The sequence below is a fragment of the Olivibacter sp. EAT-5 genome (genome assembly GCF_044784325.1).
Taxonomy (GTDB): domain Bacteria; phylum Bacteroidota; class Bacteroidia; order Sphingobacteriales; family Sphingobacteriaceae; genus Olivibacter; species Olivibacter oleidegradans.
Genome location: NZ_CP173028.1, coordinates 5,728,255 through 5,751,087, shown reverse-complemented (window position 1 = coordinate 5,751,087; position 22,833 = coordinate 5,728,255). Strand labels below are relative to the sequence as shown.

Here is a 22,833-nt window from a genome sequence, read left to right as displayed (position 1 = left end):
TACTTCTCAACTTTGCATTGAAAGTTATTGAACATGGAAAATTTAGATTATCAAAACGAACTATCAGGTAAGATTGCGTTGGTAACCGGTGGAACAAAAGGAGCAGGCAAAGCCATTGCTGAACGTTTAAACCAAGCGGGTGCAAAAGTAATCATCACGGCTAGAAACAGACCCGAATCACTCAATAAAGAGCAGTATTTTATTTCGGTAGATTTAAGTAAACCGGAGGGCGCTGCTAAAGTTGCGGCTGAAGTGTTTGAAAAATTCGGGAAACTCGATATCCTCGTAAACAATCTTGGAGGTTCCGAAACCCCGGGAGGGGGCTTTGTCGCATTAACTGACAGGGATTGGGAAGAGACGATACAAACCAATTTACTCGCTCCGGTTCGCTTAGATAAAGCGTTTCTACCGCAGATGCTTAACAACAAAAGCGGTGTAATTATTCACATCGCATCTATTCAAGGCAGGTTGCCGCTCTATGATTCCACGCTTCCGTATGCCGCCGCAAAAGCAGGCCTAATTAATTACAGCAAGGGGCTGTCAAAAGAAGTATCCGCTAAAGGTGTACGTGTGTTAACCGTTTCCCCGGGTTGGATAATGACAGAATCGTCAGAGCGAATGATGGAACGTATTGCTGAAAGCTCAGATATTTCCATCGAAGCAGCTACACAAAGTGTAATGGATGCGTTAGGTGGTATTCCTTATGGAAGACCAGCTCAACCTGAAGAGATTGCAGAATTGGTTGGTTTTCTTGTTTCTCCAAGAGCCGGCTATTTAACGGGTACAGAATACGTCATAGATGGGGGCACTATTCCAACCATATAATTGCAGCATGACATTGCATCTAAAAGAAAATACAAAAAATTAGTTAACCATAAATGATACGAATATGAAGCTACCTAAGGTTATAACCAAATTAGTTGAAGCACAAAATCAAGCCGACAGTGTTGCTTATGCTAACTGTTTTTCTGAAACTGCTACTGTCTTTGATGAAGGGAAAACGTATAAAGGAAAAACAGACATCGAACAATGGATTGCCAATGCTAATGAAAATTACAAAGCCGTAATGCAGCCTCTTCACTTTGAAGAAAAAGAGACAACAAGTATTTTAAAAGCAGAAGTATCAGGAACCTTTCCCGGTAGCCCTGTCGTTTTAAACTATCATCTTGAAATCGCAGATGGACACATTCAGTCTTTAAAGATCACGACATAAAGAAGAACTGACAAAGGGCCTATTCCGTATCGTGCAGTAGAGATGCAGCCAATTGTTAGATGGCCGTAATGATTAATTCAATTGCCATCTAACAATAATTGGTTCTCGGTTGACACTATACCTGTGAATAAGGAGTTGGAATCAAAAAGCTATTGCTAATTTTAGAAATGGTATTCGCATACTGCGGATCTGCTAGTAATTTTTTCCATTCAGGGTCTGCCCCAAAAGCAGACCACCCCTTATCGCGTTCTTCCATGCTGTTGCACGTGAGCATATAAGTGATACGGGGTAGCCTGTCACCGGCAATCACTTCACCAAAGAATACAGGCATCAATTTTGCGCGTTTAAAAATAGGAAATTCTCCATCATGGAACATCTTAATCTTTCTTCTTACGGCGTCTTCACTATAACCTTCATATGTTCTTAATTCAAATATCCGTGACTCACCTGAAGGGACAACCATTGTAGGAAATCCATCGAAGGCAACCATTAAAGACGACGTAAAGCGATTGTAGACAGGTTTATCAGCAGGTATACTGTTATATGCGGCGCTATTTTTAATATAATCGGCGTCCGCTTTTACTTTTGCATTAACGGATTGATAATTATCAAGCGAAGAATAAGGCATCAATAAATAAATTTTGGCGGGATCTGATGGTCTCCATTCCTTAAAGACACCAACTTTTTTTACTCCATATTTATTCAATGCAGGAATAAGGGCTGTTTTGAAATAATTTTCCAGCTGACCTATATCAGAACCAAATCGAGCTTCATATTCGCGCCATTCGTATACTTCTTTTTGCATTGGCGCTTTATCATTTGCCATTGTTGGGGTGATACTTACTGATGCACTTGCAGCAGCCACAAGCGAAGATTGGAGGAATTTCCTGCGTTCCATAACTGTTAATTCGGGTTTAATGTATAAATGCTAATGCATAAGATAAAGATATTCATACTTAGTTGACATCCAAAATATTTTGACAATTTGCATTCAATTCTTACCACAGCATGTCTTACTAGTCGACGAAATAAAAACGATGTTCCGCATCAATTATAATCCTGAGAATGAAATCCAAGTAGGTGAGTATTACATTGATATTGTAGGCGTAAGCCCAGCGCAACAAGGTGAGGGAATCGGCTCAGGGTATTCGAATTTCTGATAAGACGAGGTTTTAAGCACTGTTCAACTGTTCGTTTTCGAACATCTAATTGTTCGGAAGCGTACAGTTATAAATAGAACGAAGCATGTAGAATGTGAGCTTACGAGCTTATCGCTGGCTTGGTCGTTTTATTGATGTTGCTTTTTAAATTGCCTGTGAAAACAATTAGGTACTGTACGTTCTCAATGTTTAATATCAGGGGCAAACCTTTATAAGGCTAAAACACTGAACATGGGAAAAAAGATTTATATACTTATTGCGCTTATAGGCCTTGTTTCTCTTTGTCTGGCACAAGAGAACAAAAATCAGCGTTTTGAAACTTTTGTGCAAAAGTTGGAAGGGACGGTAGTGGAAGGAAGACCAAGGTTAGTCGAACAGTATCTATCTCAAATAAAATCAACGCCAATTATTGAAAAAACGGAGAACGTTCACTTCATCTGGTATGGAAAGGCCGAAAAGTTGGAAATCGAAGGAGATTTACAGAAGGCATGGGCGATACCTGAGGTCTTAAACAAAATAGACTGTGGTGAGCAGGATTTCTTTTACATTTCTTACACAATTCCTTCAGATGCGATTATTGAGTATCGTTTTATTGTTGACGGAAAGAGATCTGTAGATACAAGAAACCCTAAAATAACACAGAGTTTTGATTACGGCAACCGTAATATCTTTTCCATGCCAGGTTTTATACGTTCACCTTACGTCGATATGCGCTCTGATATTGAAAAAGGAGTTGCTAACACGTTGGTGTTCAAAACGGACGATTCCCTATTCACCGACCGTTTGATATGGGTTTATACCCCTTTCAATTATACAAAGGATAAAGAGTATCCGGTGTTATATGTACATGACGGAATGTGGGCTATGTATCTCAGACCTTTTATTAATGTACTAGACAATCTCATTCATGATCGGAAGATTGAACCTATTGTGGTTGTATTTGTCGCCTTTGAAGATCGGTGGAATGAATATGTAACTCAAAGCGCCGAGTATGCTAAATTGATTGTTAACAAGCTGATTCCGTTTATAGAAGAAAATTTTCAAGTGAGCAGTTTTTCCCATGGACGAGGAATAATGGGTGCTTCTGCAGGTGGCCATAGCGCTATTGTGACAGCTCTCCGCTATCCCGAATTTTTTGGAAATGTCTCTTCGCAAGGTGGAGGCGCTGGTGGTTATCCCGGTTTAAACAAGCTCGCTAATGACGCCTTAGACGTTTATTTGACAAAAAGAGATAAGTACCCTTTAAAGAATATTTATACGGAAGTTGGCACTTATGATCTTGAATTCCCCGATCAAAAAACAGGTTTACTTGACGGAGCTCGTCAGTTCCATAAGCGGATGCAAGAGAACGACATCATCCATGTATATAAAGAGGTAAATAGTGGCCATGCGGGAGATAGCTGGGATCAGCGTATCGACGATATATTAATTCAATTTTATGGAAAATAAAAGGCCTGAAACTGAATATTGGCTGCTTAAAACGGTAAAATTGATTAACATCTATTTACCATATATACTGAGCCATGCACATTTTTAATACATGGCTTTCTAGTTATAAGGAGGAGCTAATATTTCTTACAAGTCCAGTCTTCCGATACTCTTATTCAATTCATAACTATCCTTAATAACAGCTTCGTTAATTTCCTTAATGCGCTCTAATTGCATTTTTTCCACTTTTCTATCATAAGTCAACACACCGTTCACTTCATGTTCCACATCCGTTGTTTGCGTATATATGGCCACACTGAGCCCCTTATATTTCATGAGCTGATCTACTTGCTCTAGAAGTAGTATATAACGGTCTGTGAGCGCTGTCTGCGTAGGCTCATAAGCGTAGGCATTATTTTCTACGGGCCACATATGGCCTCGGGTGTATAATCCCACACCCCCAAATTCACCTAAAGAGGCTGCCCGCGCACTGTCAGGCACCGAAGCGCCGTAAGGTCCCACATAGATGTGTGTATCTACAAAGTCCCCATTGCCCGGGTCGCCGTAAGCCTTCTGATAGCTGGGATTATTATTAAAGCCGGAGTTCCCATTAACCAGTCGCGACGGATCGTACTGTTTCACCCAATCCGTGATGTTTTTTACGTCAAAGGCTCCCCAGTTTTCATTGAAGGGAACCCAGGCGATGATAGATGGCGAATTATAGTGATCATCAATTATTGCCTTCAGTTCCTTTCGGAACATTTCCCGGTATATCGTCGTATCTTCGTTAGGATACCAAATGGCAGGCATATCTTGCCAAACCAGCAATCCCAATTTATCTGTCCAATAGTAAAAACGCTGCGGTTCCGTTTTCATATGCTTTCTAATCAGGTTGTATCCTGCCTTTTTCGTATACTCGATGTCCGATTTTAAGGCTTCCTCAGTCGGCGCCGTTAATATCCCATCCGGCCAATAACCCTGATCCAACAACCCCAGTTGCATCACAAACTTTCCATTCAGAAGCGGTCTTACCACACCATTTATTTTGCCCAGTTTAATATCCCGCATGGCAAAATAGCTCGTTACTTCGTCGGAGATACCACCATCTTTACCATAAAGACTCAACTTTAGGTCATAGAGAAAAGGGCTGTCCGGCGACCAGAGCTTCGGATTTTTTATGGGCAGGTAAAAATACGAACCGCTCACTCCATCGCTCTTGGTAATCAGTTGTTTACCATCATAAGCAGCCGCGGATATCTTTTTGGCTCCATCACTTTCTACAAATATTTTTAGTCGTCCATGGTCAAGCTCCGGAAGTAAACGAATACCCTGTATAAAGTGTTTATTTACCGGTTCGAGCCATACCGTCTGCCAGATACCGGAGGTGAAGGTATAATCGCCCCGCGGACCGTTTTTGCCTGATGGTGTTTTACCATCATTTAAATCCTTAGCTGCTACAATGAGGGTGTTTTTGCCGTTTTTTAGGAAAGGAGTAATGTTTATAGAGAACGCATCATAACCTCCTGCATGGCTGCCGGCTTGCTCTCCATTTACAAAGATGGTTGCATCATGATCCACCGCACCAAAATGAAGAATGATCTGTTTGTTTTTCCAGGCAGCAGGTACTTCAAAAGTCCGCCTATACCACATGTTTATTTCCTGTTTCCGTTGTATGCCCGACAAAAACGATTCCGGGCAGTAAGGAACAAGAATTTTCTCCACTACGTTATCAAAAACGGCTGGTTTTTGTGGCTGAAAAGCGTCCGGAGCATCCTTTCCCCCGAGATAATCCCACTTGCCATTAAGACATAACCATTCCGCTCGCTGCAATTGCGGTCGAGGGTATTCCGCTAAAGGGACTTCCGCCCGGCTTGCCGTTTCGGTCCACGGAGTAGGCAATTGAGCCACTTGACCCCTAAGGGGATAGGCATTGACAAAGAAAAGTAAGAAGTAGATAAAGTATTGGTGAGTCGTCATAGTAATACAAGATTATACATTTTTTTTCAATTGACAGTCGGAACCTTAACGGTCTTATGAAAAGATGTAAGTGTAGGTCGTCTCAAGATCAGGCATTTCAGTTACAAGACTCCTTGATTTAGTTACAAGGGTGCGGAGCCGAATGCAGATTTTTGTATCAGTAATTGTTAATTGTAATACTTATGGAAAATCAAGCAGCGTCAAAGAACAATAAGCAGCCGGTTGCATTGGTGACAGGCGCCAATCAGGGTGTAGGTAATGAAATCGCCAAAGCGTTAGCAGTAAATGGCTATCAAGTATATGTAGGTTCACGTAACTTAAGCAATGGCGAAAAAGCAGCCGCTGAAATCGGTGAGAATGCCACGGCTATCCAGCTGGACGTTACGCAACAAGCGTCCATCGATGCTGCGGTAGAGCTTATCAAACAAGAATATGGCCGCCTTGATTTGCTGGTCAACAACGCGGGTATATCCCATGCCGGAAAACCCGGTCGACCAATGGAAGAGGTTTTGGCAGAAGGCCGTGCTACCACCGCATCGCTTGACGAAGTGCGGGCAGTTTGGGAAACCAACGTATTCGGCGTCATTGCCGTAACACAGGCAGCGCTACCTTTACTGCGTAAGTCTGATGCGGCCCGCATCGTCAATGTATCGAGCGGACTGGGATCGCTCACTTGGGTATCCGACCCGGCTTGTTGGGCAAGAGAGCACTTTGGTGTAGTATATGCCGCATCAAAAACAGCCCTTAATGCCGTTACCCTTTCCTTTGCCCTAGAACTGGAAAAAGAAAACATCAAGGTTAACGCTACGAGCCCGGGTTTTACAGCCACTGCGCTGAATAACTTTCAGGGCACGGACAGTCTGGAAGTGGGGTCCCGCGAACCGGTTCGCGTAGCGCTGGAGACAGACGGCCCCACCGGTCGTTTTACCGGTCCAGATGGCCCGCTACCTTGGTAGACCGTCATCAAGTACGAAGATAGTATTAAGGTTGCTTACTTTATGACCGTTGCTTGAAATAAGAAACGGTCATAATCATTATCTTACAGCATGAAACCGCAAACGCCAAAAGTCGTCAAACTCGAATCCATAACCGAGATACACCGTATACTCGGTCTTCCAGGCCCTGGTCATCCGCTGATCAGTTTAGTGGATACCACAGAAGGGCGGATCAACCTAAGTCGATTACCATTAAGTTACGTAACCAGTCTTTACAAAATTTCCTTTATAACAAAGTTAGGTGGCAAGTTTAGATACGGCCAAGGCTATTATGATTTTGACGAGGGAAGTCTTCTGTTTACAGCACCTAACCAGCTTGTTGGTAATACCTCAAATTACCAAGGGAATGAAGGTTATTCGTTGATTATTCATCAGGATTTTTTTCAAGGATATCCGCTAGCTGCGAAAATTAAACAATACGGTTTCTTTTCCTACGCCTCAAACGAGGCGCTGCACCTGTCCGAGAAAGAGCGGACAACGGTATCGTCCATCTTTACCATCATTCGCGACGAACTCAATAGCCGGATAGACGATTTCAGCCGCGAAGTAATTATTGCACAGATCGAGTTGCTGCTGAGTTATGCCAAGCGCTTCTACAAGCGTCAGTTCTTGACCCGCCAGCCGGCTAGCAGCGACTTACTTCAACAATTGGAAGAACTACTGAATACCTACTTTGAGAAAGGCGAGGCGGTAAAGCACGGTATGCCAACCGTACAATACTTGGCCGAACATTTACATTACACCGCCAATTATCTAAGCGATATGCTGCGTTCGCTCACCGGTCTGAATGCCCAGCAGCATATACATGAAAAGCTCATTGAGAAAGCCAAAGAACTACTCGCAACCACCACCTTAACAATCAGCGAAGTAGCCTATGAGTTAGGTTTCGAGCATCCGCAGTCATTCAGTAGGCTATTTAAAATGAAAACGAAACTTTCGCCGATGCAATTCAGGGCAGCCATTTGATTTACCTAAATCAGGAATATTTCTGAGCGTATTTAGTGCAGCTTATCTCGCGCCGTTGGAAATCTACTGTGCGGTTTCGAACACTAGCCGTCCATAAACGAACAGTAGATGCCAGCCAAAGTGCGGATGGCACGACTTAGAAGAGATTTAATGCATATGGCAGTGTTCTTGTTTTCTCAGGATAAAGCTTCTGTCTTATGATAAGAAATTATATTAAGATTGCACTGCGAAACCTCCGCAAGAATCCGGTTTATTCGTTTATCAATATATTTGGCCTCGCTTCAGGACTAGCCTGTTTTATCCTCATATTGATTTTTGTGCAACATGAATTATCGTATGATCGATTTCATAAAAATAGTGATCAGCTATATCGCGTTATACAGCGGCGTCCAGATTCTAAAGGAGCGGATCATTGGGCTGCTACATCACCCGCATTAGCTTCTACCCTCAAGAAAGAACTTTCGGAAGTTACGAGCGCGACTTCGGTGTTTCCAACCTTTAATCCACTGATCAGTTTAGGTGACAAACGCTTTACGGAGGAAGGAATTCTTGCTGATACTAATTTCCTAAAAATATTTACCTTTCCGTTTCTACAGGGCGATGCGGCAACAGCTCTTGAAAGTCCCAATAGCATTGTGCTTACCGCCTCTTTTGCTCGAAAAATATTTGGTGAGCAAAACCCTATTGGTCAAACGTTGACATACCAAAACCAACAACCGCATATTGTTACGGGTATTATGGCTGATGTACCTGAAACCTCGCATCTAGCCTTCAGTTATATTCTCCCTGCATTATCTGATCAGTACTATCGAGATTGTATCACCAGAGAACCTTGGTACAATAACGGTTTGTATACCTATGTGGTTTTAGCATCAGGAGTGGATACCCATAGGGTAGAGGAAAAAATGCGTGCTTACATTGACAGAAACTTGGCTGATTGGCGACCGGAAGATCGTATGGCTTTTTTATTCCAACCCTTGCGAGACATTCATCTCAAATCGCAACATCTGAAAACATTTCCCTTTGAGAAGGGGGGAAGTCAAAGATACGTATACCTTTTTTTAGCAATCGGTTTCATTGTGCTACTACTCGCTTGTGCCAATTATACCAACATAGCGGTAGCTCGGTCTATCCAACGTGCTCAGGAAGTTGGTGTACGAAAAGTAGCGGGGGCCCGGCGATGGCAACTTATGCGACAATTTTTGGGTGAATCTGTAATCATGACTTTGCTAGCACTTCTGCTGGCATTAGCGATGGTACACCTACTGTTGCCTTCATTTAGCCAGTTAATGGAGCGCCCCATTCATATAGATTATTTAAGTAATCCCATGTTGTTGCCAGCGCTATTAACGCTTGTTGTGCTAGTAAGCCTAATTTCAGGTAGCTATCCGGCCTTGCTGATGAGCAGGCTTAAACCCGTTACTATACTCAAGGGCAAGAATACAGTGCCCGCTAGTCGTTTTACATTACAACGCGTATTAACTGTCGGACAATATGCTGTTTCTATCGCTTTGCTGGCAGGGAGTTTCATTATATATAGACAGATGCAATTTGTCCAGCATAAAGAGCTTGGATACGATCGGGAGCATATCCTTACCATAAAAGTCAGTGATGCTAACTTGAGTCAACGCTACTCCACTATTCGTGAAACGTTGTTGCACGATCCTCATGTGGTTGCAATGAGCTATTCGTTATACTTACCCACGGATGTGATTACCAGTCAAAGCATGTCTGGTTGGGAAGGTAGTGATGGCAAACTATTGCCAACCCAAACCACTGGTATAGATTATGATTTTCTCGATGTTTATGGGATACCACTTGTTGCTGGACGAGGGTTTTCGCGTCAATTCGGAACAGACACACTTGGTGCTCCCATTGCACTTATAAATGAATCTGTTGCTAAGGCCTTGGGTTGGACACCAAAAGAAGCTATTGGTAAGGAGTTTAATTACTCCGATGGGCGTGGTCAAAGGCGAATTGTGGGGGTGGTGAAAGATTTTCATTTCAATTCCATACACCAACCACTCGGACTACTTGTACTGACACTAGATCAAGGACCTTCAGGATATATTTCTGCTAAGATCCGATCGGAGAATTTGCAGGAGACTATTGCGAAGTTTGAGCGGGTGATTAGGAATGTTACCCCATATCCCTTTGATTATCAGTTTATCGATGATAATTTTAATAAATTATATAAGAATGACATCAGACTTGGGGAGCTATTCACCTCATTTACGCTACTTGCCGTTTTGATCGCCTCTTTGGGACTATTCGGATTGGCAGCCTATTCTACACAACAACGCATGAAGGAGATCGGAATAAGGAAAGTGCTGGGTGCGAGTATTCCAGGTATCGTAAGGCTGTTGAGCAAAGATTACATTAAACTCGTACTTGTCGGTTTTATTATCGCCGTACCCTTGGCCTGGTATTTTATGAATCGCTGGCTAGAGAATTTTGCATATCGGGTTGACCTGGATTGGTGGATATTTGCCTTAGCAGGTATATTTGCCCTTATGATCGCTTTGCTAACGGTGGCTTTTCAGTCATTGAAAGCAGCCTGGATGAATCCCACGAAGTCGTTGAGAGCAGAATAATTTTGGTAATTGACTCCTTATTTCTTTACCGGTGTAAACAAATTGACCAAATTACCGTCAGGGTCACGGAATAATAATGATTTATTTCCCCAAGGCATTAGCGTAGGTTTTTGAACAAGATAGGGCTGTAAAAGATCCGCCAATCTTTCATAATCACGATCTACATCATCAACTCTAAATTCTATGATCACACTACGGTTTGTGGCGGTCTGGGCAACAGAATCGCCACCGAAAAATTGCAGTGTTCGAGTACTTCCTATCGCTAAGGTTGCCGTTTTTGTTTTCAACTCCACAAAATCAGGCGTGTAATGCACAACAGAACTTTGGGTCACTTGTTCATAAAATGCGATTAAGCCATTTATATTGGCCGTTATAATTCGGATTGATACTAGATTCATGCTGTCTTCTTTAATAGTACATTTCAAAAGTAGGTTAGCCTTATGACAACTGTATGTCAGGAGCGGTTGAATTTTTTTATATATTCAGATTATAGGAGTTTATAAGTTGATGGTAACTTTGTTCATATGACAAAATATTCCAAAGGCGAACTAGAAGAGGCGCTAGAGGCTTTAAATTCAACACTTGGCAAATGCGAAAAAGCCTACTCAAATTAAAAGAAAATTCGGCTCAGCATACCTTAATGACGCATAGAATTAATGCATTTCGTATTGCATTAGCGCTTGTTGAAAACGAATTGCAGGTTAACGATTGATCGTTTCCGCAGGTTCCAAACCATCCGGCTCATTTTTATGTTTTAACCCCTTTACGATCAAATAGGCGATAAACAAATTAGGTAGCCAACACCACCAAGCCACAATAATATAAGCTGATCTATAATTGCCGATGATTGAAATCAAAATAGGCAACCAAATTCTTAGCGTTACGGCAGCAAAGCAAGATGCATAACTATATACCATCATAATTTGATGGTCAGAAACTGTTTTTTCTTGACAGTTAAGTAAGCCCTCAACGTCGTATAAAACCAAATCACGGCCAAGCAAGCAAATCCAAAGGAGGTCCAGGGGCCTTCATCTGCAAACAATGCGATGTAAAAGCCAGCTAGAGAACTTAATAAAACCGATCCGACATAAATTTTACCAACTTGCCTGTGAAGCAAGGGTGTTTTAATCCGCAGTTTTGAACTAAATTGAACCCACCCAATAAGTAAGGCAAGCCCCCCTAAAATAATATGCGTGTAAAAGGCAACATTCCAGAATGTATCTGTTAAAAGCCATGCCGGTTTTGAATTTAATATTCCCACTCTTCCGGCAATTAAGAAATATTGCAGCGGATATAGCCCAATTATTATCGATAAAGCAGCAAATAGAATCCAAGAAATCTTTTTTATCATTATCATCATTTAAGTTTACCAAGAAGACATGCCGGTTTAACAAGAAATGAGGTTGATCACTTTTATCGCCGGGTAGTCAAGTCAGATCTACTTATTTCTTACACTAAAGATATATTTTTATATTCAAATAATGTAACTATTGAGCCTCTTTGTCGGCAATAGAGAGCTTAAAGATAATAATGAATGGTCTACAATTGGCCTTAAAGTTTGTTCTGATAGTAGCACAGTAAAAGAAAAACGAATAATTTTAACGTAACGCTTGTTATCTATCGGGAGTTAAGCTTTGTAATGAGTTCACACCTATTTAAGCCATGCAGTCAAGAACGTGCATGGCTTCTTTTTTTAATCGTGATAAGGGGAGCTTATAAAATTTCCACTTCTTCAGGGATTACCAATAAGAGAAGGCAACCCAGCTCTGTATGCACACTATGTTTGAAGTTGGGGGGTGTATATAAATAAGAGCCCTCGGAGAGTCTTGTTTTCTCAATAATGGCTTCTCCCTTCAATACAAACAACTCCTCTCCCGCCGGGTGGTTGTGGTAAGGATAAGCAGCACCAGGTTCGAATTTAAGAAGGATGGTTTTAGATCGCTTTGTTAGCTTGTCGTATCGAAGCGACTTTACAAATATGCCTTCGTAATGATGATTATTCTCGATTAAAGGAATCCATTCAATGGCTTCGCTTTGAACAATGTAATTGTTAATATTAGTGTCCATAACTTGTTTTTAATACTTTACAAAAATCCATATAGATGCGAAGCCATAAAATGGACAAAGCTTGAAAAAACATGTAATATTTAGAGGAGATAGGCCTTTCTATAATCTTTTGGCGATAGTGTTGTGTGTTTCTTAAAGAAGTTAGAAAAATAGAAAGGATCGCTAAAACCTAGCTCGAAAGCTATTTCCTTAATGGAACGGTGCGATTGATAAATAAGCAGTCGTTTCGCCTCAGACACAACCAGGCTGTAAATTACGTTTTGCGCGGTTTTACTGGTATGAAGTTTAGCTAGTTCATTTAACTTTGTTTCTGTTGTATTGAGGATAGCAGCTATATCAACCAAAGAGTAATTTCGAGAAAAATTATTTCTCACAAGCTCTAAAAAATATAAAAACAGAGCGCTAGGCTTCCATATTTCATCTCCACGGGCAATTTTAGCCCGATTAACTTCCACGATTAACAGTTCGATGTATGTACGAAGCGCAATATGGTATTGATAAGGCTGTGTGCTTAGTTCGATATCAATAGCATTCAGTAACCCTTCAAATTTTTCGGTTTCATAAATGCATATTACCTCATTCATTCCAAAATGGCAGAATAAGCCGTTGTGGAAAATTAGTTCGATATCGTTTTCATCCTTGCATATAAAGTCCAGTGTAAATTCTAAAACTCTTATACATCCTATTATTTCTTTAAAATAATGGACCTGACCAGAAGTGATGGAAACCAGTTCATTTTCGGTGAGCGAGAACTGTTGCGCGTCAATAACAATACTGGCAGAACCCTGTTGGCACCAAATCAATTTATATCTGAGTACTCGTGTAGGTTTATCGCTATCAACACCGTTAAGCGTATACAAACTAATCATAGCCTTCTAATATATTTTATTCGATCTTGGTAAATCATTGTCAACGCTTATACCACACGGTCAAAAAAAAGTATAAAATAATTTCCATGTGATAGTTTCTTTGATACGTACCGAAAATAAGAAGAAGTTTTCTAATCTTCATGGCGAAGAAAAAAGACGATTAAAAAACATTCTACTAAATTCGAACTGAGGTATTTCTATTGCGACGCTAGGATATGACGGGCGATCTAAGGTGACTGCATTAAGCATTTCCACTAAATATCATACCAACAATACTTGGAAGCAAGAACTACAGGTGATATTGACTGATTCCGTTCGAGTATGATGATCGAAGGAGTAACAATCATAAACATAAAATGCAGCCTCCAAAATTTTCGGTAGCTATAGGCTAAGTAAGAGCAGTTACGTGGTAGAAAATTTTGCCGCTGCGAGGTTCTTTGCTTCTTTCTTCACGGCGAAGAAAGAAGACGATTAAAACATTTACTAAATTTGGAGCAACGTATTCTTTTGCAGGGAGTGACGTTAGACTAGGGATAAGCAATCTAAAATGGATACATTGAGCATACACGATTACGTTTCAGACCGGCAAGCGCCCAGAAACAAAATCTTTCTTCCACAAAATCTGATTTCGTTATTAGAACAAGGCGAGAAAGTAGTGTATTATGCTGACAATAAAACCGTTATTACAGACAATCAATTTGCGATACTTTCTTCCGGTAATTGTTTAATGACCGAAAAACTTCCGGTAAACAATCATTATCGTAGCTTGATGTTGTTCTTTGATAATACGACATTAGCCACATTCTTTATTAAATACGCTTCTATAATTGACAAAATTCCATCAAAACCCGACAGGCCAAATCAGCCGTTTGTCGTATTTGAGAAAGACGAATTTATCAGAACCTACATCACCTCACTTAAGCTCATTCAATCAAAACCCGCATCTTTTTCTGAAAAAATAATAGAACTGAAATTTGAAGAATTAATGTTGCATCTACTTGAAAAATACCCGAACGAAATGCTTGCGTTCCAAGTAAAAAATCAAGAAAAATATTCAGACTTTGAAATACGGAAAGCAGTTGAATTAAACATAACCAACAATCTCACCTTAGAAGAATTGGCGTTTTTGTGCAACACAAGCGTATCTACTTTCAAGCGAAAATTTGTAAAACTCTACCATGTAGTGCCAAGCCAATACTTCCAGCAACAAAAAATGGAAATGGCAAAGACCCTGTTGTTACAGAACGAAAATCCGGGCGAAGTATATTATAAAGTTGGATACGAAAATCATTCAAGTTTTTCGAAATCGTTCAAACAGGTTTATGGCATAAGCCCTAAACAATTTCAGCAGCAGAATATGGCTGTTCCTCAACAGCAATTGAACGATCTGCGATAACGCTGCCATATACAAGTCTTCTACTTTTGCGTTACACTTTAACGCAACAAAAAATGACAAAAAAGTATCTGTTGGAAATTGCTAATTATAGCAACTGGACTGATAGCGCTGTAATCAAATGGCTTGAACAAATCAGCGATGAGCAATGGGAAAAAGAAATAGCAAGCAGTTTTAATTCAATTGCAAAAACAGCAATTCACCTAGTGAGTGCTAAAAAGATTTGGATTGATTTTTGGAAAAATGTAGCTAATCCGGTTTTTCTTTCAGCTCGATTTACGGGAACAAAAAGCGAGCTGATTGAAATCTGGAAGAAAACAATGGACGATTACCAAGACCTCATTGCGAATTACCCCGAAGCAAATTATTCCCAGATAATTTCGTTTAAGGTAAGAGGGAAAGAATGGAAAATGGAGTTTGCACAAACCGTTTTACACCACAACAATCACGCTACTTACCATCGCGGACAATTGGTAACCATGCTACGGCAAGTCGGTTTTACTGGTTTTTCTAACACAGATTTGGCAACTTATTTTGTCACCGGTTCGGTTGGGTGATTATAGCAAGCTGAATACGCTGTTATCCGCTGATTTAAAAAATGAATGGCTTAAAGCTTTATACTGGCCATTATGACTTTCTCAAATCATTTTATAGACAGTAATGCAAGTAGGATAGAAGCTAACCCTCCATTAATTTAGCTAAAATCTGTATATTAGAGAATCAATTCATTTGGGACAATTCCTTAAACCCTAAATTATGCGTAATAATCATCGTAAATCTTTGATCGCCGTTAGCATAATAATTCTTGTCGTCTTATCTATTTCTTTAAGCGGCTGGTCACTAGTTCCTTTCGGAAAACGATATTTGCCGGATTATTTCTTTGACAATGTTTCCAGCGGAATCAAAGGGTATGTCCGGCCAAATGATCGACTAATTCTCCTGAACGACTCCATTTTCCATCCGGAAGAAGGAAAATACGCACTTGGCGTAAGTCATGCATCCACTATAGTGGAATACAGCAGGGAAAAGGCGATGGAAAAATTCGGAGATGCCGGGCAGTATGGTGCAGTAGAGATAAGAGGAGGCAAAGCACAGATCTTTTATGGAAGGGAAGATAGTGTTCGTATGAATAAAAAAATGGCTCTTCTCTTAGCTCATAATGCCGGTTCCGTTCCTTCTCGCTTAAACCTGGGCCTTAACGCCATTCATTCCACTGGAGAAATAGATGATACGCTATTTCTAGGATCCTTAAGTTACCGTTTAAAAGGTGATACGTTGCTGACATTAACACCGGATAACCTATATTACGTCAGCAACAGTGAGACAAAAAAGGAAAAAAGTAGACGCTTGCTTATTTATCGCTATGGGAAATTAGACACTATTTTAAATGGCCGGATAAAGATTGAGGGAAACATCGAACCTGGCTCAAACGTATATACCTATAACAGAGGCATAGCCATCTATCACAAATGGGCAGCAAACACCCTTGTCGGCGTCTTGGGTAATCACCACGTATTAACCATTAATGGCAAGAATATTAAGGAGTCCCTTAGTAGGGTACAAGCAACAGGAGGTTCTGTACACTACCTGAATGGAATAGAGGCAGTGAAGAAATATGGCATAAAAGGATTGTTCGGGGCTGCCGAAGTTTCCGGAAATAGTTTGAAGTATTTCCGGAATTGAGCAAAAAACGTTAAGAATAATACTGTAAGTTTATAGACGTCAATAATTTAATTGCTATGTATGACTTTTTTATTTAAGAATACCGTTTCTAAATTTCTACGCTGAATGGTGAAATCAACATGTCTTTCCTTATTTTTCTTTATTAGCTAATAAACCGATGATTAAAATAGCTTACCAAATACAATCTCAATTGACATCCTACCTGCAATCAAAATCCTATATCCAATTATTTTTCATTTTTCTTATTGCTGAAATGACTTTTTCAGGTGTCACTGCTTTTATCGCGACTATGATTGACCCTAGCTTAACATCCAATCCTATCGAAAATGAAAGTATTTTCTTCGCTTTTATGATGCTAGTTATCGTTGCACCGGTGATAGAGACCTTTATTTTCCAGCTGGCCGTTATCGAAATAGGATACGAGTTTAAGTTGAGGGGAAGATTGCTGGTGCTATTATCCGCTATCTTATTTGGTATTTCTCACTATTATAATTGGGTGTATGCGATGGTGATGGTCTTTACCGGATTCATTTTTGCCTACTCATACGTGTTTATCCGGAACCAGTACGATATCGCTAAAGCAACACTTTTTGTTGCCTCTTTACATGCTGCCTCCAATCTGGTATCCTTTTTAAACAACAATGTTTTTAATTTCTTCTAACAGTAAAAATAGTTATTAATTACGTTTGTTTATTTTGCTAAAAATATTAGTAATATTCAGTTGTTTTCAGTATCTTTGCCATAGAACCAAAGCCGAACCTGTCGATGGCAAAAAAAGACGATCTGTTATGGAAGGGGATATTGGAAGAGATCTTCGATGACTTCCTTCGTTTCATGCATCCCAAGGCTGATGAGATATACGACCTGAAAAAGGGCATCGCCTTTCTCGATAAAGAACTCGAGCAGTTATTCCCGCCCGAAGAAGATGAATTTTCACCAAAAGTTGTGGACAAGCTGGCAAGAGTAAACACCTGGGAAGGGAAGGAGGAATGGATACTGATTCATGTAGAAGTACAAGGAAGGTATCAAAAGGATTTCCCCAGGCGTATGTTCACTTACTATTACAGGATATTGGACAAATACAACCGACGTATCAGTGCCTATGCCGTCTTTACGGACGGATACAAGATGAAGCGACCTGATAGATACGAAACCAGCTATCAAGGAACCAGTTTAACTTATCGCTTTAATACATACCAGCTGGCGCTGCAGAATGAAGAAGAATTATTGGAAAGTGGTAATCCGTTTGCAATCGCAGTATTGGTAGGAAGGGCAGCATTTATAGGAAGCAAGTACGGAGATAGTCAAGAAAGCGAGGCAGAGCTGATGAGCTTTAAGCTACAATTGCTACGCAAGCTGACTGAAAGAAGGATTAAAAGAAAGAAAATCAGGGCACTGATGAACTTTTTAAGGTATTATGTACGTTTTGAAAATGATGATAATAATGTTAAATTTGAACAAGAAATACAAACGGTTACAGGAAGGAGCGAAGCTATGGGCATAGAAGAATTACTGTTGGATAGAGCTACTAGGCAAGGTGAACAAAAAAAGAGCAAAGAGTTTGTAGAGAATCTATTGCTCGAATTCGGTTTTACCGATGAGCAAGCGGCCAAAGCCGCAAAAGTTTCTATTGAATTCGTTCAAAAAATCCGCGCCAAACTAGATAAGAAAAAGAAATAGACTAAGACATCTATTTATCATACATATTTAAGCCATGCATTAAACAACGTGCATGGCTTTTCTGTTTAAAATACTGTTGGCAGTTCAAACGAGGCTCCCGTGCTAAGAACAGTCTCATGGAATGAAAGCTAACTATTTTTCAGTTCGCTTGGCAATACACCGAATTTACGCTTAAACGCCACGGTAAAATGCTGAGGGTGATTATATCCTACCTGATCGGCCACCTCGCTAACATAAAGGCCTTCTTCCAGCAGTAGCTGCTTAGCCCTTTCCATTTGCAAATCTCTCACATAACCGAATACCGTGGTGCCGAACAACTCTTTAAAACCGCGTTTCAGTTTGGTTTGATTAATACCGACAATTTTGGCTAAATCAATAATGGAGCAAGGCCTTCGGTAGTTCCGCTCGATGTAATGCTTTGCTTCATGCAGGCAGTCAATATCCGCAGGTTTTAACGTTGATACTGCACTTTCTGTTTTCATTAGCGTCTGAATCTGTAGCAACAAAAGCTCACGGGCTTTCGTCTCTAGGTACAACTGTTGCAGCGGCCCAGTAAAAACCTTACTGTTCATAGCGCCAAGACAACTGTACATATCAGGGATTATAGGAGAAGCAGGAGCGCTTCTATATTCTTCCTTACCAAAGCGGCTAAATAACTTGTCTGCAAGCAGCTCATCTTCTTCAACGAGCCCGTCTAAAAAGCTTTTCTGAAAAGCCATTTCAAAGAAATCATATTGCTGGTTTTTACCTATATATCCGGATTCCGATTGATCCCTGTCTTGATAGTATAGCCGATAGGTGTTTAGAGAAGGTGCCCAGGGATTCTGCTTTGATGCATTTAAGGTATTACCTAGCACAAAATGGGTGACATAAAACGAAGTGTCGAAGTGGATGGCAAAGCTGATATCCTCGTTGGCCGCCTGCCTGCCACGTATTAAATGAAAATCATTTAAAGAGATGTCGGATAATTCCATCGATAGCGAATTATCTTCATACGAAAGCCTATGTTCCAATATACGCGGACTGAAAAATTCGGTATTCACATAAACCGTCTCCGACTCCAATTGCATGCTGTATCCCATAATAATTCTTCTTACGGCTTTTATACTTCCTTTCGCGTTACCGGTCGCCCCATAATGCGAAGGAACTTTGCAAAGCCAAATACAGGTACAAAAGTACATTATTTAGAATCAAAATAAATAACGCATGCAACAACGTGAGAATAACAAGTCCGAAACTTCAACATCAAAAGGAAAACCAACTGAATTGATGCAAGCTAAGGCCCTTAACCGTTTACTATGGCCCGTTAGAAAATATGTGATCGGCGGATGCCTGCTTGCTTTAGTAGGGTCTGCGGTCGGTTTAGCACCCTATATCGCCATAGCCGAGATTGCTAGAATGATCTATTCACTCGAAGAAGTCTCCCGGCAATCTATATGGTCATGGGTCGCAGTGGGCATATGCGGCGCAACTCTTCGGCTGGTCTTCCTGTTCTTTTCCTCCCAATTGGGCCATACCGCAGACGCCGAAATATTGTACAATATTCGGGTGCGGCTTGTGCAACGTTTGGGAGCAATTCCCTTAGGCTGGTTCAGGCAAAACGGCTCAGGCGCTATTAAAAAAGTGATGACCACCGATCTGGAAGAAATGCATCAGCTGATAGCGCATGCACTCCGCGAGATGATAGGAGCGCTAACGGTGGTTCTTGTAGGTGTTAGCTACCTGTGGACCGTAAACTCGCTGATGACACTTCTAAGCATTTCCGTTCTCTCCGTTATGTATATCAGCTTCAAGATCGCGATGCGGTCGGCAACTACCCACATGAACCGATTATTGGTTGCTGAAGGCAAAATCAGCGCATCAGCGGTCGAATATGCTGATGGTATTACAGTGGTAAAAACATTTGGCGTTGGGGGCCGATTATTGGCACGCTTTGATGCGGCCATAAAAGAATATGCCAAGGCCATGCAAGTGTGGGTGTCTGAAACAAAATATAGCTCCGCAATTGCCCGCCTTTTTGCATCAGAGGCAACCCTGTTGGGCGTCATCGTTATCGCAGGCATTTTATTGATTAACCGCGGCATACTGCCCGTTGCAGAGTTCTTACCTTTCCTGATTGTCGGAATCGGATTGCCAACCTCATTGGTGCCCGCCGTTCACGGTTCTCAGGGATTACGAAAAGGACGGCTGTCTGCTTCCAATATTGAAAACATTCTTACACAGGATATTATACCGGAAGGGAATTATCCCAAAGATCCCGAAGAATATGCCGTTGCTTTTCATAACGTTTCTTTTGGGTACTCCAACCAACAATATGCTGTGCAGGATATAAGTTTTCGCTGCCCGCAAGGTACGGTAACCGCCCTGGTAGGCCCGTCCGGATCTGGAAAATCGACCTTGGCTCATCTTATCCCTCGGTTCTACGACGTGGGAAAAGGCAATATTACCATTGGTGGGATTGATATCCGGCAAATGACATCGGAGAAGTTGCTAGGAAGCATGTCGCTTGTTTTTCAGGACGTCGTGTTGTTGCGGGATACCGTTCGGGAAAATATTCGGGTAGCCAATCCAAAGGCGTCAGAGCAGGACATTATCAGCGCTGCAAAGGCCGCATATATACATGAGGTAATCAAGCGGCTTCCTCAGGGGTATGATACCGTTCTCGGAACAGCTAGCAGCGGCCTGTCCGGTGGAGAACGTCAGCGGCTGACCATTGCCCGGGCAATTTTATCCAACGCTCCTATTGTAGTTCTTGATGAGGCCACCGCCTCGCTTGACCCTGACAATGAAATCCTGGTTCAACTGGCACTCAGCTCGCTGGTGAAGAACAAAACGGTGATCATGATCGCCCATCGCTTATATACAGTTACCAATGCCGATCAGATCATCGTACTGCAGACAGGTAAAATTGTGGAGCACGGTACCCATCAGCAGCTGCTCAATAATCGGTCGCTCTATTTCAGCATGTGGCAGGCCCAGCAGATTAAATAATAAACCCCTGTTTCGTGTACATATAAAATCAACAAAAAATGATAAGAAAGCTATATAGGCTATTTCCGGATAAATCGGTCCTTCTCAAATTAACATTACTTCATGTTATTCTTGCCCTATTGCAAGGTGTTTTATTGGGCGTATTGGTGCCGATACTTAATTACCTACTAAAAGAATCAGTTGCCTTTCATGATATAGAATTTTGGCTTATAATCGGTGCTGTTGCCTTCGTAAGTTATTTAACATTGACTGTTATCGCAACACCTGTCGGTTTCGGCGCATCCATGAAGCTGGCAACGCAGTTACGCAATAATGTGATGAGCCATGTTACGCAACTGCCGTTAGGTTGGTTTACCTCTGATAATAAAGCAAGGCTAGCCCGTACCCTTACAGCAGATATAGGCTTAATTGCCCAACTTGTAGTAACCATTGGAGCGCCTGCCATCGTGGCCATATTGGTGCCCGCTTCCATTATTCTTGTCACCTTTTTAGTCAATTGGCAAATAGGACTGTTATTTCTATTTATTATGCCCTTGGCGCTTTTCGTATTGCGTTGGGGTGCAAGAATAGCAGCTGAAGAGGAAATTAAGCTCGAGCGAGCGGCCACTGAAATCGCAGGAAAGGCCATCGAGTTAGGACAGGCCCAAACGGTGCTTCGCGCAGCCGGGAAAGCCGTGGAAGGAACAAAGTCGTTGCAACAAACACTCGCGGAGCACCGCACTGTTTATCGTAAGGGCTTGCAGCGGGCCAAGATACCTTTCCTCAGTTTTATTGGTGCTATTACCGTAGGCTTCATTGCAGTCATTTTGCTTATAACACAGTTCTTTATCGACCGGTCATTCACCGTTTCGCAAACGATCATTCTATTTATTTTGGCCGTCCGATTTTTAGAACCGTTGGCGTACCTGACAGAATTGATCGGGGCGCTGCAGGCCATGGATAACGGCATGAACCGTGTAAAGGATATACTGCAAACTCCAACCTTACCCATCAACCCGCGGCATACCAAAAATAGCGGAGATACATCAGTCCGATTAAACAATATAACATTTGCATACGACCGCGAGCCCGTCATTAAAAATGTTTCCTTGCTTTTTCCCCACGGCAGTACAACGGCATTAATCGGTGCGTCGGGTTCTGGAAAAACGACATTGATCAGGCTTATAGCACGTTTTTACGATGTAGATCAGGGAAATATTCAGATTGGAAAAGTGGATATCCGTGAATTGGACTACAACACGATGATAGATGACATCGCCATTATTTTTCAGGACGTTTATCTTTTTGACACCTCCATCAGGGAAAACCTGTTGATAGCCAAACCCGATGCGACGGAGGCCGAATTAAAAGAGGCCGCTTCATCAGCGCAGCTCGATGAAATGCTTGAAAGGCTACCCAAGGGTTGGGACACCAAGGTTGGTGAAGGAGGACTTCAATTATCAGGCGGCGAACGCCAGCGGGTATCCATCGCCAGGGCGTTCTTGAAAAAGGCGCGTATTGTGTTGATAGATGAGGCCGCATCAGCCCTTGACCCGGAAAACGAACAGGCTATCAGCAACGCCATTGCTAATATTTCCAGCGACCAAAACCGGACCATCATCATCATTGCCCATCGCCCTGCCACTATTCAGGCGGCCAACCATATCGTTGTACTGGAAAACGGCAGTGTCATAGAGCAGGGAAGCCCCCATGATCTGCTGCTGCAAAACGGCTATTATGCCAAATTCAGGCAGCAGCACAAACAGCGTAGGGAATGGAAAGTGGAGTAATTATATGACGGCATTATGTTAATCACAAAACCTGAGCATTAAACAGTC

Annotated in this window: 19 protein-coding genes and 1 pseudogene; 13 read left to right on the top strand and 7 right to left on the bottom strand. The window is 41.6% G+C overall.

The features are described from left to right. Positions 1 to 33: 33 nt before the first annotated feature. Together ACH11B_RS24075 and ACH11B_RS24070 are read left to right on the top strand one after the other, a co-directional pair. Positions 34 to 825, top strand: coding sequence for an SDR family oxidoreductase (locus tag ACH11B_RS24075; protein ID WP_013667681.1), 792 nt, complete (start codon positions 34 to 36; stop codon positions 823 to 825). Positions 826 to 889: 64 nt separating this feature from the next. Further along, entirely contained in the window at positions 890 to 1,213 is a 324-nt protein-coding gene (locus tag ACH11B_RS24070) for a nuclear transport factor 2 family protein (RefSeq protein WP_013667680.1), read from the top strand. 115 nt (positions 1,214 to 1,328) lie between these two features. Here the strand turns inward: ACH11B_RS24070 and ACH11B_RS24065 are convergent, their stop codons facing one another. Continuing rightward, positions 1,329 to 2,111, bottom strand: coding sequence for an NIPSNAP family protein (locus tag ACH11B_RS24065; protein WP_377477464.1), 783 nt, complete (start codon positions 2,109 to 2,111; stop codon positions 1,329 to 1,331). Positions 2,112 to 2,604: 493 nt separating this feature from the next. Between ACH11B_RS24065 and ACH11B_RS24060 the strand changes: the two genes are divergently transcribed. Then, positions 2,605 to 3,822 (top strand): alpha/beta hydrolase, encoded by a 1,218-nt coding sequence (locus tag ACH11B_RS24060; protein ID WP_377610802.1) that lies wholly within the window; start codon positions 2,605 to 2,607, stop codon positions 3,820 to 3,822. Positions 3,823 to 3,948: 126 nt separating this feature from the next. On the opposite strand, the gene ACH11B_RS24055 is transcribed toward ACH11B_RS24060, so the two are convergent. Continuing rightward, complete coding sequence (locus tag ACH11B_RS24055) at positions 3,949 to 5,778, bottom strand: glycoside hydrolase family 2 protein (protein WP_377610800.1); 1,830 nt, start codon at positions 5,776 to 5,778, stop codon at positions 3,949 to 3,951. 182 nt (positions 5,779 to 5,960) lie between these two features. Here ACH11B_RS24055 and ACH11B_RS24050 point away from each other — a divergent pair, with 182 nt between their 5' ends. From ACH11B_RS24050 to ACH11B_RS24040, 3 genes are all read left to right on the top strand, one after another. Continuing rightward, a complete protein-coding gene (locus ACH11B_RS24050; protein ID WP_377610798.1) occupies positions 5,961 to 6,734 on the top strand; it encodes an SDR family NAD(P)-dependent oxidoreductase in 774 nt (257 codons plus the stop codon). A gap of 90 nt (positions 6,735 to 6,824) precedes the next feature. Next, entirely contained in the window at positions 6,825 to 7,739 is a 915-nt protein-coding gene (locus ACH11B_RS24045) for a helix-turn-helix domain-containing protein (protein WP_377610796.1), read from the top strand. A 197-nt stretch (positions 7,740 to 7,936) separates the two neighbouring features. Then, positions 7,937 to 10,333: an ABC transporter permease gene (locus tag ACH11B_RS24040; protein WP_377477459.1), complete on the top strand. Its 2,397-nt coding sequence runs from the start codon at positions 7,937 to 7,939 to the stop codon at positions 10,331 to 10,333. 17 nt (positions 10,334 to 10,350) lie between these two features. Here the strand turns inward: ACH11B_RS24040 and ACH11B_RS24035 are convergent, their stop codons facing one another. The 4 genes and pseudogenes from ACH11B_RS24035 to ACH11B_RS24020 form a co-directional block, all read right to left on the bottom strand. Then, positions 10,351 to 10,731 carry a VOC family protein gene (locus ACH11B_RS24035; protein WP_149105932.1) on the bottom strand — a complete coding sequence of 127 codons (381 nt, stop codon included), beginning with the start codon at positions 10,729 to 10,731 and terminating at the stop codon, positions 10,351 to 10,353. A gap of 303 nt (positions 10,732 to 11,034) precedes the next feature. Next, positions 11,035 to 11,684, bottom strand: a pseudogene (locus ACH11B_RS24030) (DUF2306 domain-containing protein). Positions 11,685 to 12,046: 362 nt separating this feature from the next. After that, entirely contained in the window at positions 12,047 to 12,400 is a 354-nt protein-coding gene (locus ACH11B_RS24025; RefSeq protein ID WP_013667672.1) for a cupin domain-containing protein, read from the bottom strand. An 80-nt stretch (positions 12,401 to 12,480) separates the two neighbouring features. Next, positions 12,481 to 13,269, bottom strand: a complete 789-nt coding sequence (locus tag ACH11B_RS24020; protein ID WP_377610793.1) for a helix-turn-helix domain-containing protein — start codon at positions 13,267 to 13,269, stop codon at positions 12,481 to 12,483. A 547-nt stretch (positions 13,270 to 13,816) separates the two neighbouring features. Here ACH11B_RS24020 and ACH11B_RS24015 point away from each other — a divergent pair. The 5 genes from ACH11B_RS24015 to ACH11B_RS23995 all read left to right on the top strand — a co-directional run bounded on the left by ACH11B_RS24015 (position 13,817) and on the right by ACH11B_RS23995 (position 18,025). Next, positions 13,817 to 14,665 (top strand): helix-turn-helix domain-containing protein, encoded by an 849-nt coding sequence (locus ACH11B_RS24015; protein WP_377610792.1) that lies wholly within the window; start codon positions 13,817 to 13,819, stop codon positions 14,663 to 14,665. Positions 14,666 to 14,718: 53 nt separating this feature from the next. Next, the gene (locus ACH11B_RS24010; RefSeq protein ID WP_377477457.1) at positions 14,719 to 15,219 is read left to right on the top strand and encodes a DinB family protein; all 501 of its coding nucleotides are present in this window, start codon (positions 14,719 to 14,721) and stop codon (positions 15,217 to 15,219) included. Positions 15,220 to 15,418: 199 nt separating this feature from the next. Beyond that, positions 15,419 to 16,345: a hypothetical protein gene (locus tag ACH11B_RS24005; RefSeq protein ID WP_377610790.1), complete on the top strand. Its 927-nt coding sequence runs from the start codon at positions 15,419 to 15,421 to the stop codon at positions 16,343 to 16,345. A 157-nt stretch (positions 16,346 to 16,502) separates the two neighbouring features. Then, a complete protein-coding gene (locus ACH11B_RS24000; protein ID WP_377610788.1) occupies positions 16,503 to 17,006 on the top strand; it encodes a type II CAAX prenyl endopeptidase Rce1 family protein in 504 nt (167 codons plus the stop codon). Positions 17,007 to 17,110: 104 nt separating this feature from the next. Continuing rightward, positions 17,111 to 18,025 carry a hypothetical protein gene (locus tag ACH11B_RS23995; RefSeq protein WP_149105929.1) on the top strand — a complete coding sequence of 305 codons (915 nt, stop codon included), beginning with the start codon at positions 17,111 to 17,113 and terminating at the stop codon, positions 18,023 to 18,025. Positions 18,026 to 18,153: 128 nt separating this feature from the next. On the opposite strand, the gene ACH11B_RS23990 is transcribed toward ACH11B_RS23995, so the two are convergent. Continuing rightward, the gene (locus ACH11B_RS23990; RefSeq protein ID WP_377610785.1) at positions 18,154 to 19,107 is read right to left on the bottom strand and encodes a helix-turn-helix transcriptional regulator; all 954 of its coding nucleotides are present in this window, start codon (positions 19,105 to 19,107) and stop codon (positions 18,154 to 18,156) included. Positions 19,108 to 19,231: 124 nt separating this feature from the next. On the opposite strand from ACH11B_RS23990, the gene ACH11B_RS23985 reads away from it, so the two are divergent. After that, positions 19,232 to 21,016 carry an ABC transporter ATP-binding protein gene (locus ACH11B_RS23985; RefSeq protein WP_377610783.1) on the top strand — a complete coding sequence of 595 codons (1,785 nt, stop codon included), beginning with the start codon at positions 19,232 to 19,234 and terminating at the stop codon, positions 21,014 to 21,016. Between the two features lie 38 nt (positions 21,017 to 21,054). Then, positions 21,055 to 22,785, top strand: coding sequence for an ABC transporter ATP-binding protein (locus tag ACH11B_RS23980; RefSeq protein WP_377610781.1), 1,731 nt, complete (start codon positions 21,055 to 21,057; stop codon positions 22,783 to 22,785). Positions 22,786 to 22,833 lie beyond the last annotated feature (48 nt).

Bases quoted from the DNA above. Each gene is read 5' to 3' on its own strand.
- ACH11B_RS24075 (WP_013667681.1), top strand. From the start codon at position 34: ATGGAAAATTTAGATTATCAAAACGAACTATCAGGTAAGATTGCGTTG.
- ACH11B_RS24070 (WP_013667680.1), top strand. From the start codon at position 890: ATGAAGCTACCTAAGGTTATAACCAAATTAGTTGAAGCACAAAATCAA.
- ACH11B_RS24065 (WP_377477464.1), bottom strand. From the start codon at position 2,111: ATGGAACGCAGGAAATTCCTCCAATCTTCGCTTGTGGCTGCTGCAAGT.
- ACH11B_RS24060 (WP_377610802.1), top strand. From the start codon at position 2,605: ATGGGAAAAAAGATTTATATACTTATTGCGCTTATAGGCCTTGTTTCT.
- ACH11B_RS24055 (WP_377610800.1), bottom strand. From the start codon at position 5,778: ATGACGACTCACCAATACTTTATCTACTTCTTACTTTTCTTTGTCAAT.
- ACH11B_RS24050 (WP_377610798.1), top strand. From the start codon at position 5,961: ATGGAAAATCAAGCAGCGTCAAAGAACAATAAGCAGCCGGTTGCATTG.
- ACH11B_RS24045 (WP_377610796.1), top strand. From the start codon at position 6,825: ATGAAACCGCAAACGCCAAAAGTCGTCAAACTCGAATCCATAACCGAG.
- ACH11B_RS24040 (WP_377477459.1), top strand. From the start codon at position 7,937: ATGATAAGAAATTATATTAAGATTGCACTGCGAAACCTCCGCAAGAAT.
- ACH11B_RS24035 (WP_149105932.1), bottom strand. From the start codon at position 10,731: ATGAATCTAGTATCAATCCGAATTATAACGGCCAATATAAATGGCTTA.
- ACH11B_RS24025 (WP_013667672.1), bottom strand. From the start codon at position 12,400: ATGGACACTAATATTAACAATTACATTGTTCAAAGCGAAGCCATTGAA.
- ACH11B_RS24020 (WP_377610793.1), bottom strand. From the start codon at position 13,269: ATGATTAGTTTGTATACGCTTAACGGTGTTGATAGCGATAAACCTACA.
- ACH11B_RS24015 (WP_377610792.1), top strand. From the start codon at position 13,817: ATGGATACATTGAGCATACACGATTACGTTTCAGACCGGCAAGCGCCC.
- ACH11B_RS24010 (WP_377477457.1), top strand. From the start codon at position 14,719: ATGACAAAAAAGTATCTGTTGGAAATTGCTAATTATAGCAACTGGACT.
- ACH11B_RS24005 (WP_377610790.1), top strand. From the start codon at position 15,419: ATGCGTAATAATCATCGTAAATCTTTGATCGCCGTTAGCATAATAATT.
- ACH11B_RS24000 (WP_377610788.1), top strand. From the start codon at position 16,503: ATGATTAAAATAGCTTACCAAATACAATCTCAATTGACATCCTACCTG.
- ACH11B_RS23995 (WP_149105929.1), top strand. From the start codon at position 17,111: ATGGCAAAAAAAGACGATCTGTTATGGAAGGGGATATTGGAAGAGATC.
- ACH11B_RS23990 (WP_377610785.1), bottom strand. From the start codon at position 19,107: ATGGGATACAGCATGCAATTGGAGTCGGAGACGGTTTATGTGAATACC.
- ACH11B_RS23985 (WP_377610783.1), top strand. From the start codon at position 19,232: ATGCAACAACGTGAGAATAACAAGTCCGAAACTTCAACATCAAAAGGA.
- ACH11B_RS23980 (WP_377610781.1), top strand. From the start codon at position 21,055: ATGATAAGAAAGCTATATAGGCTATTTCCGGATAAATCGGTCCTTCTC.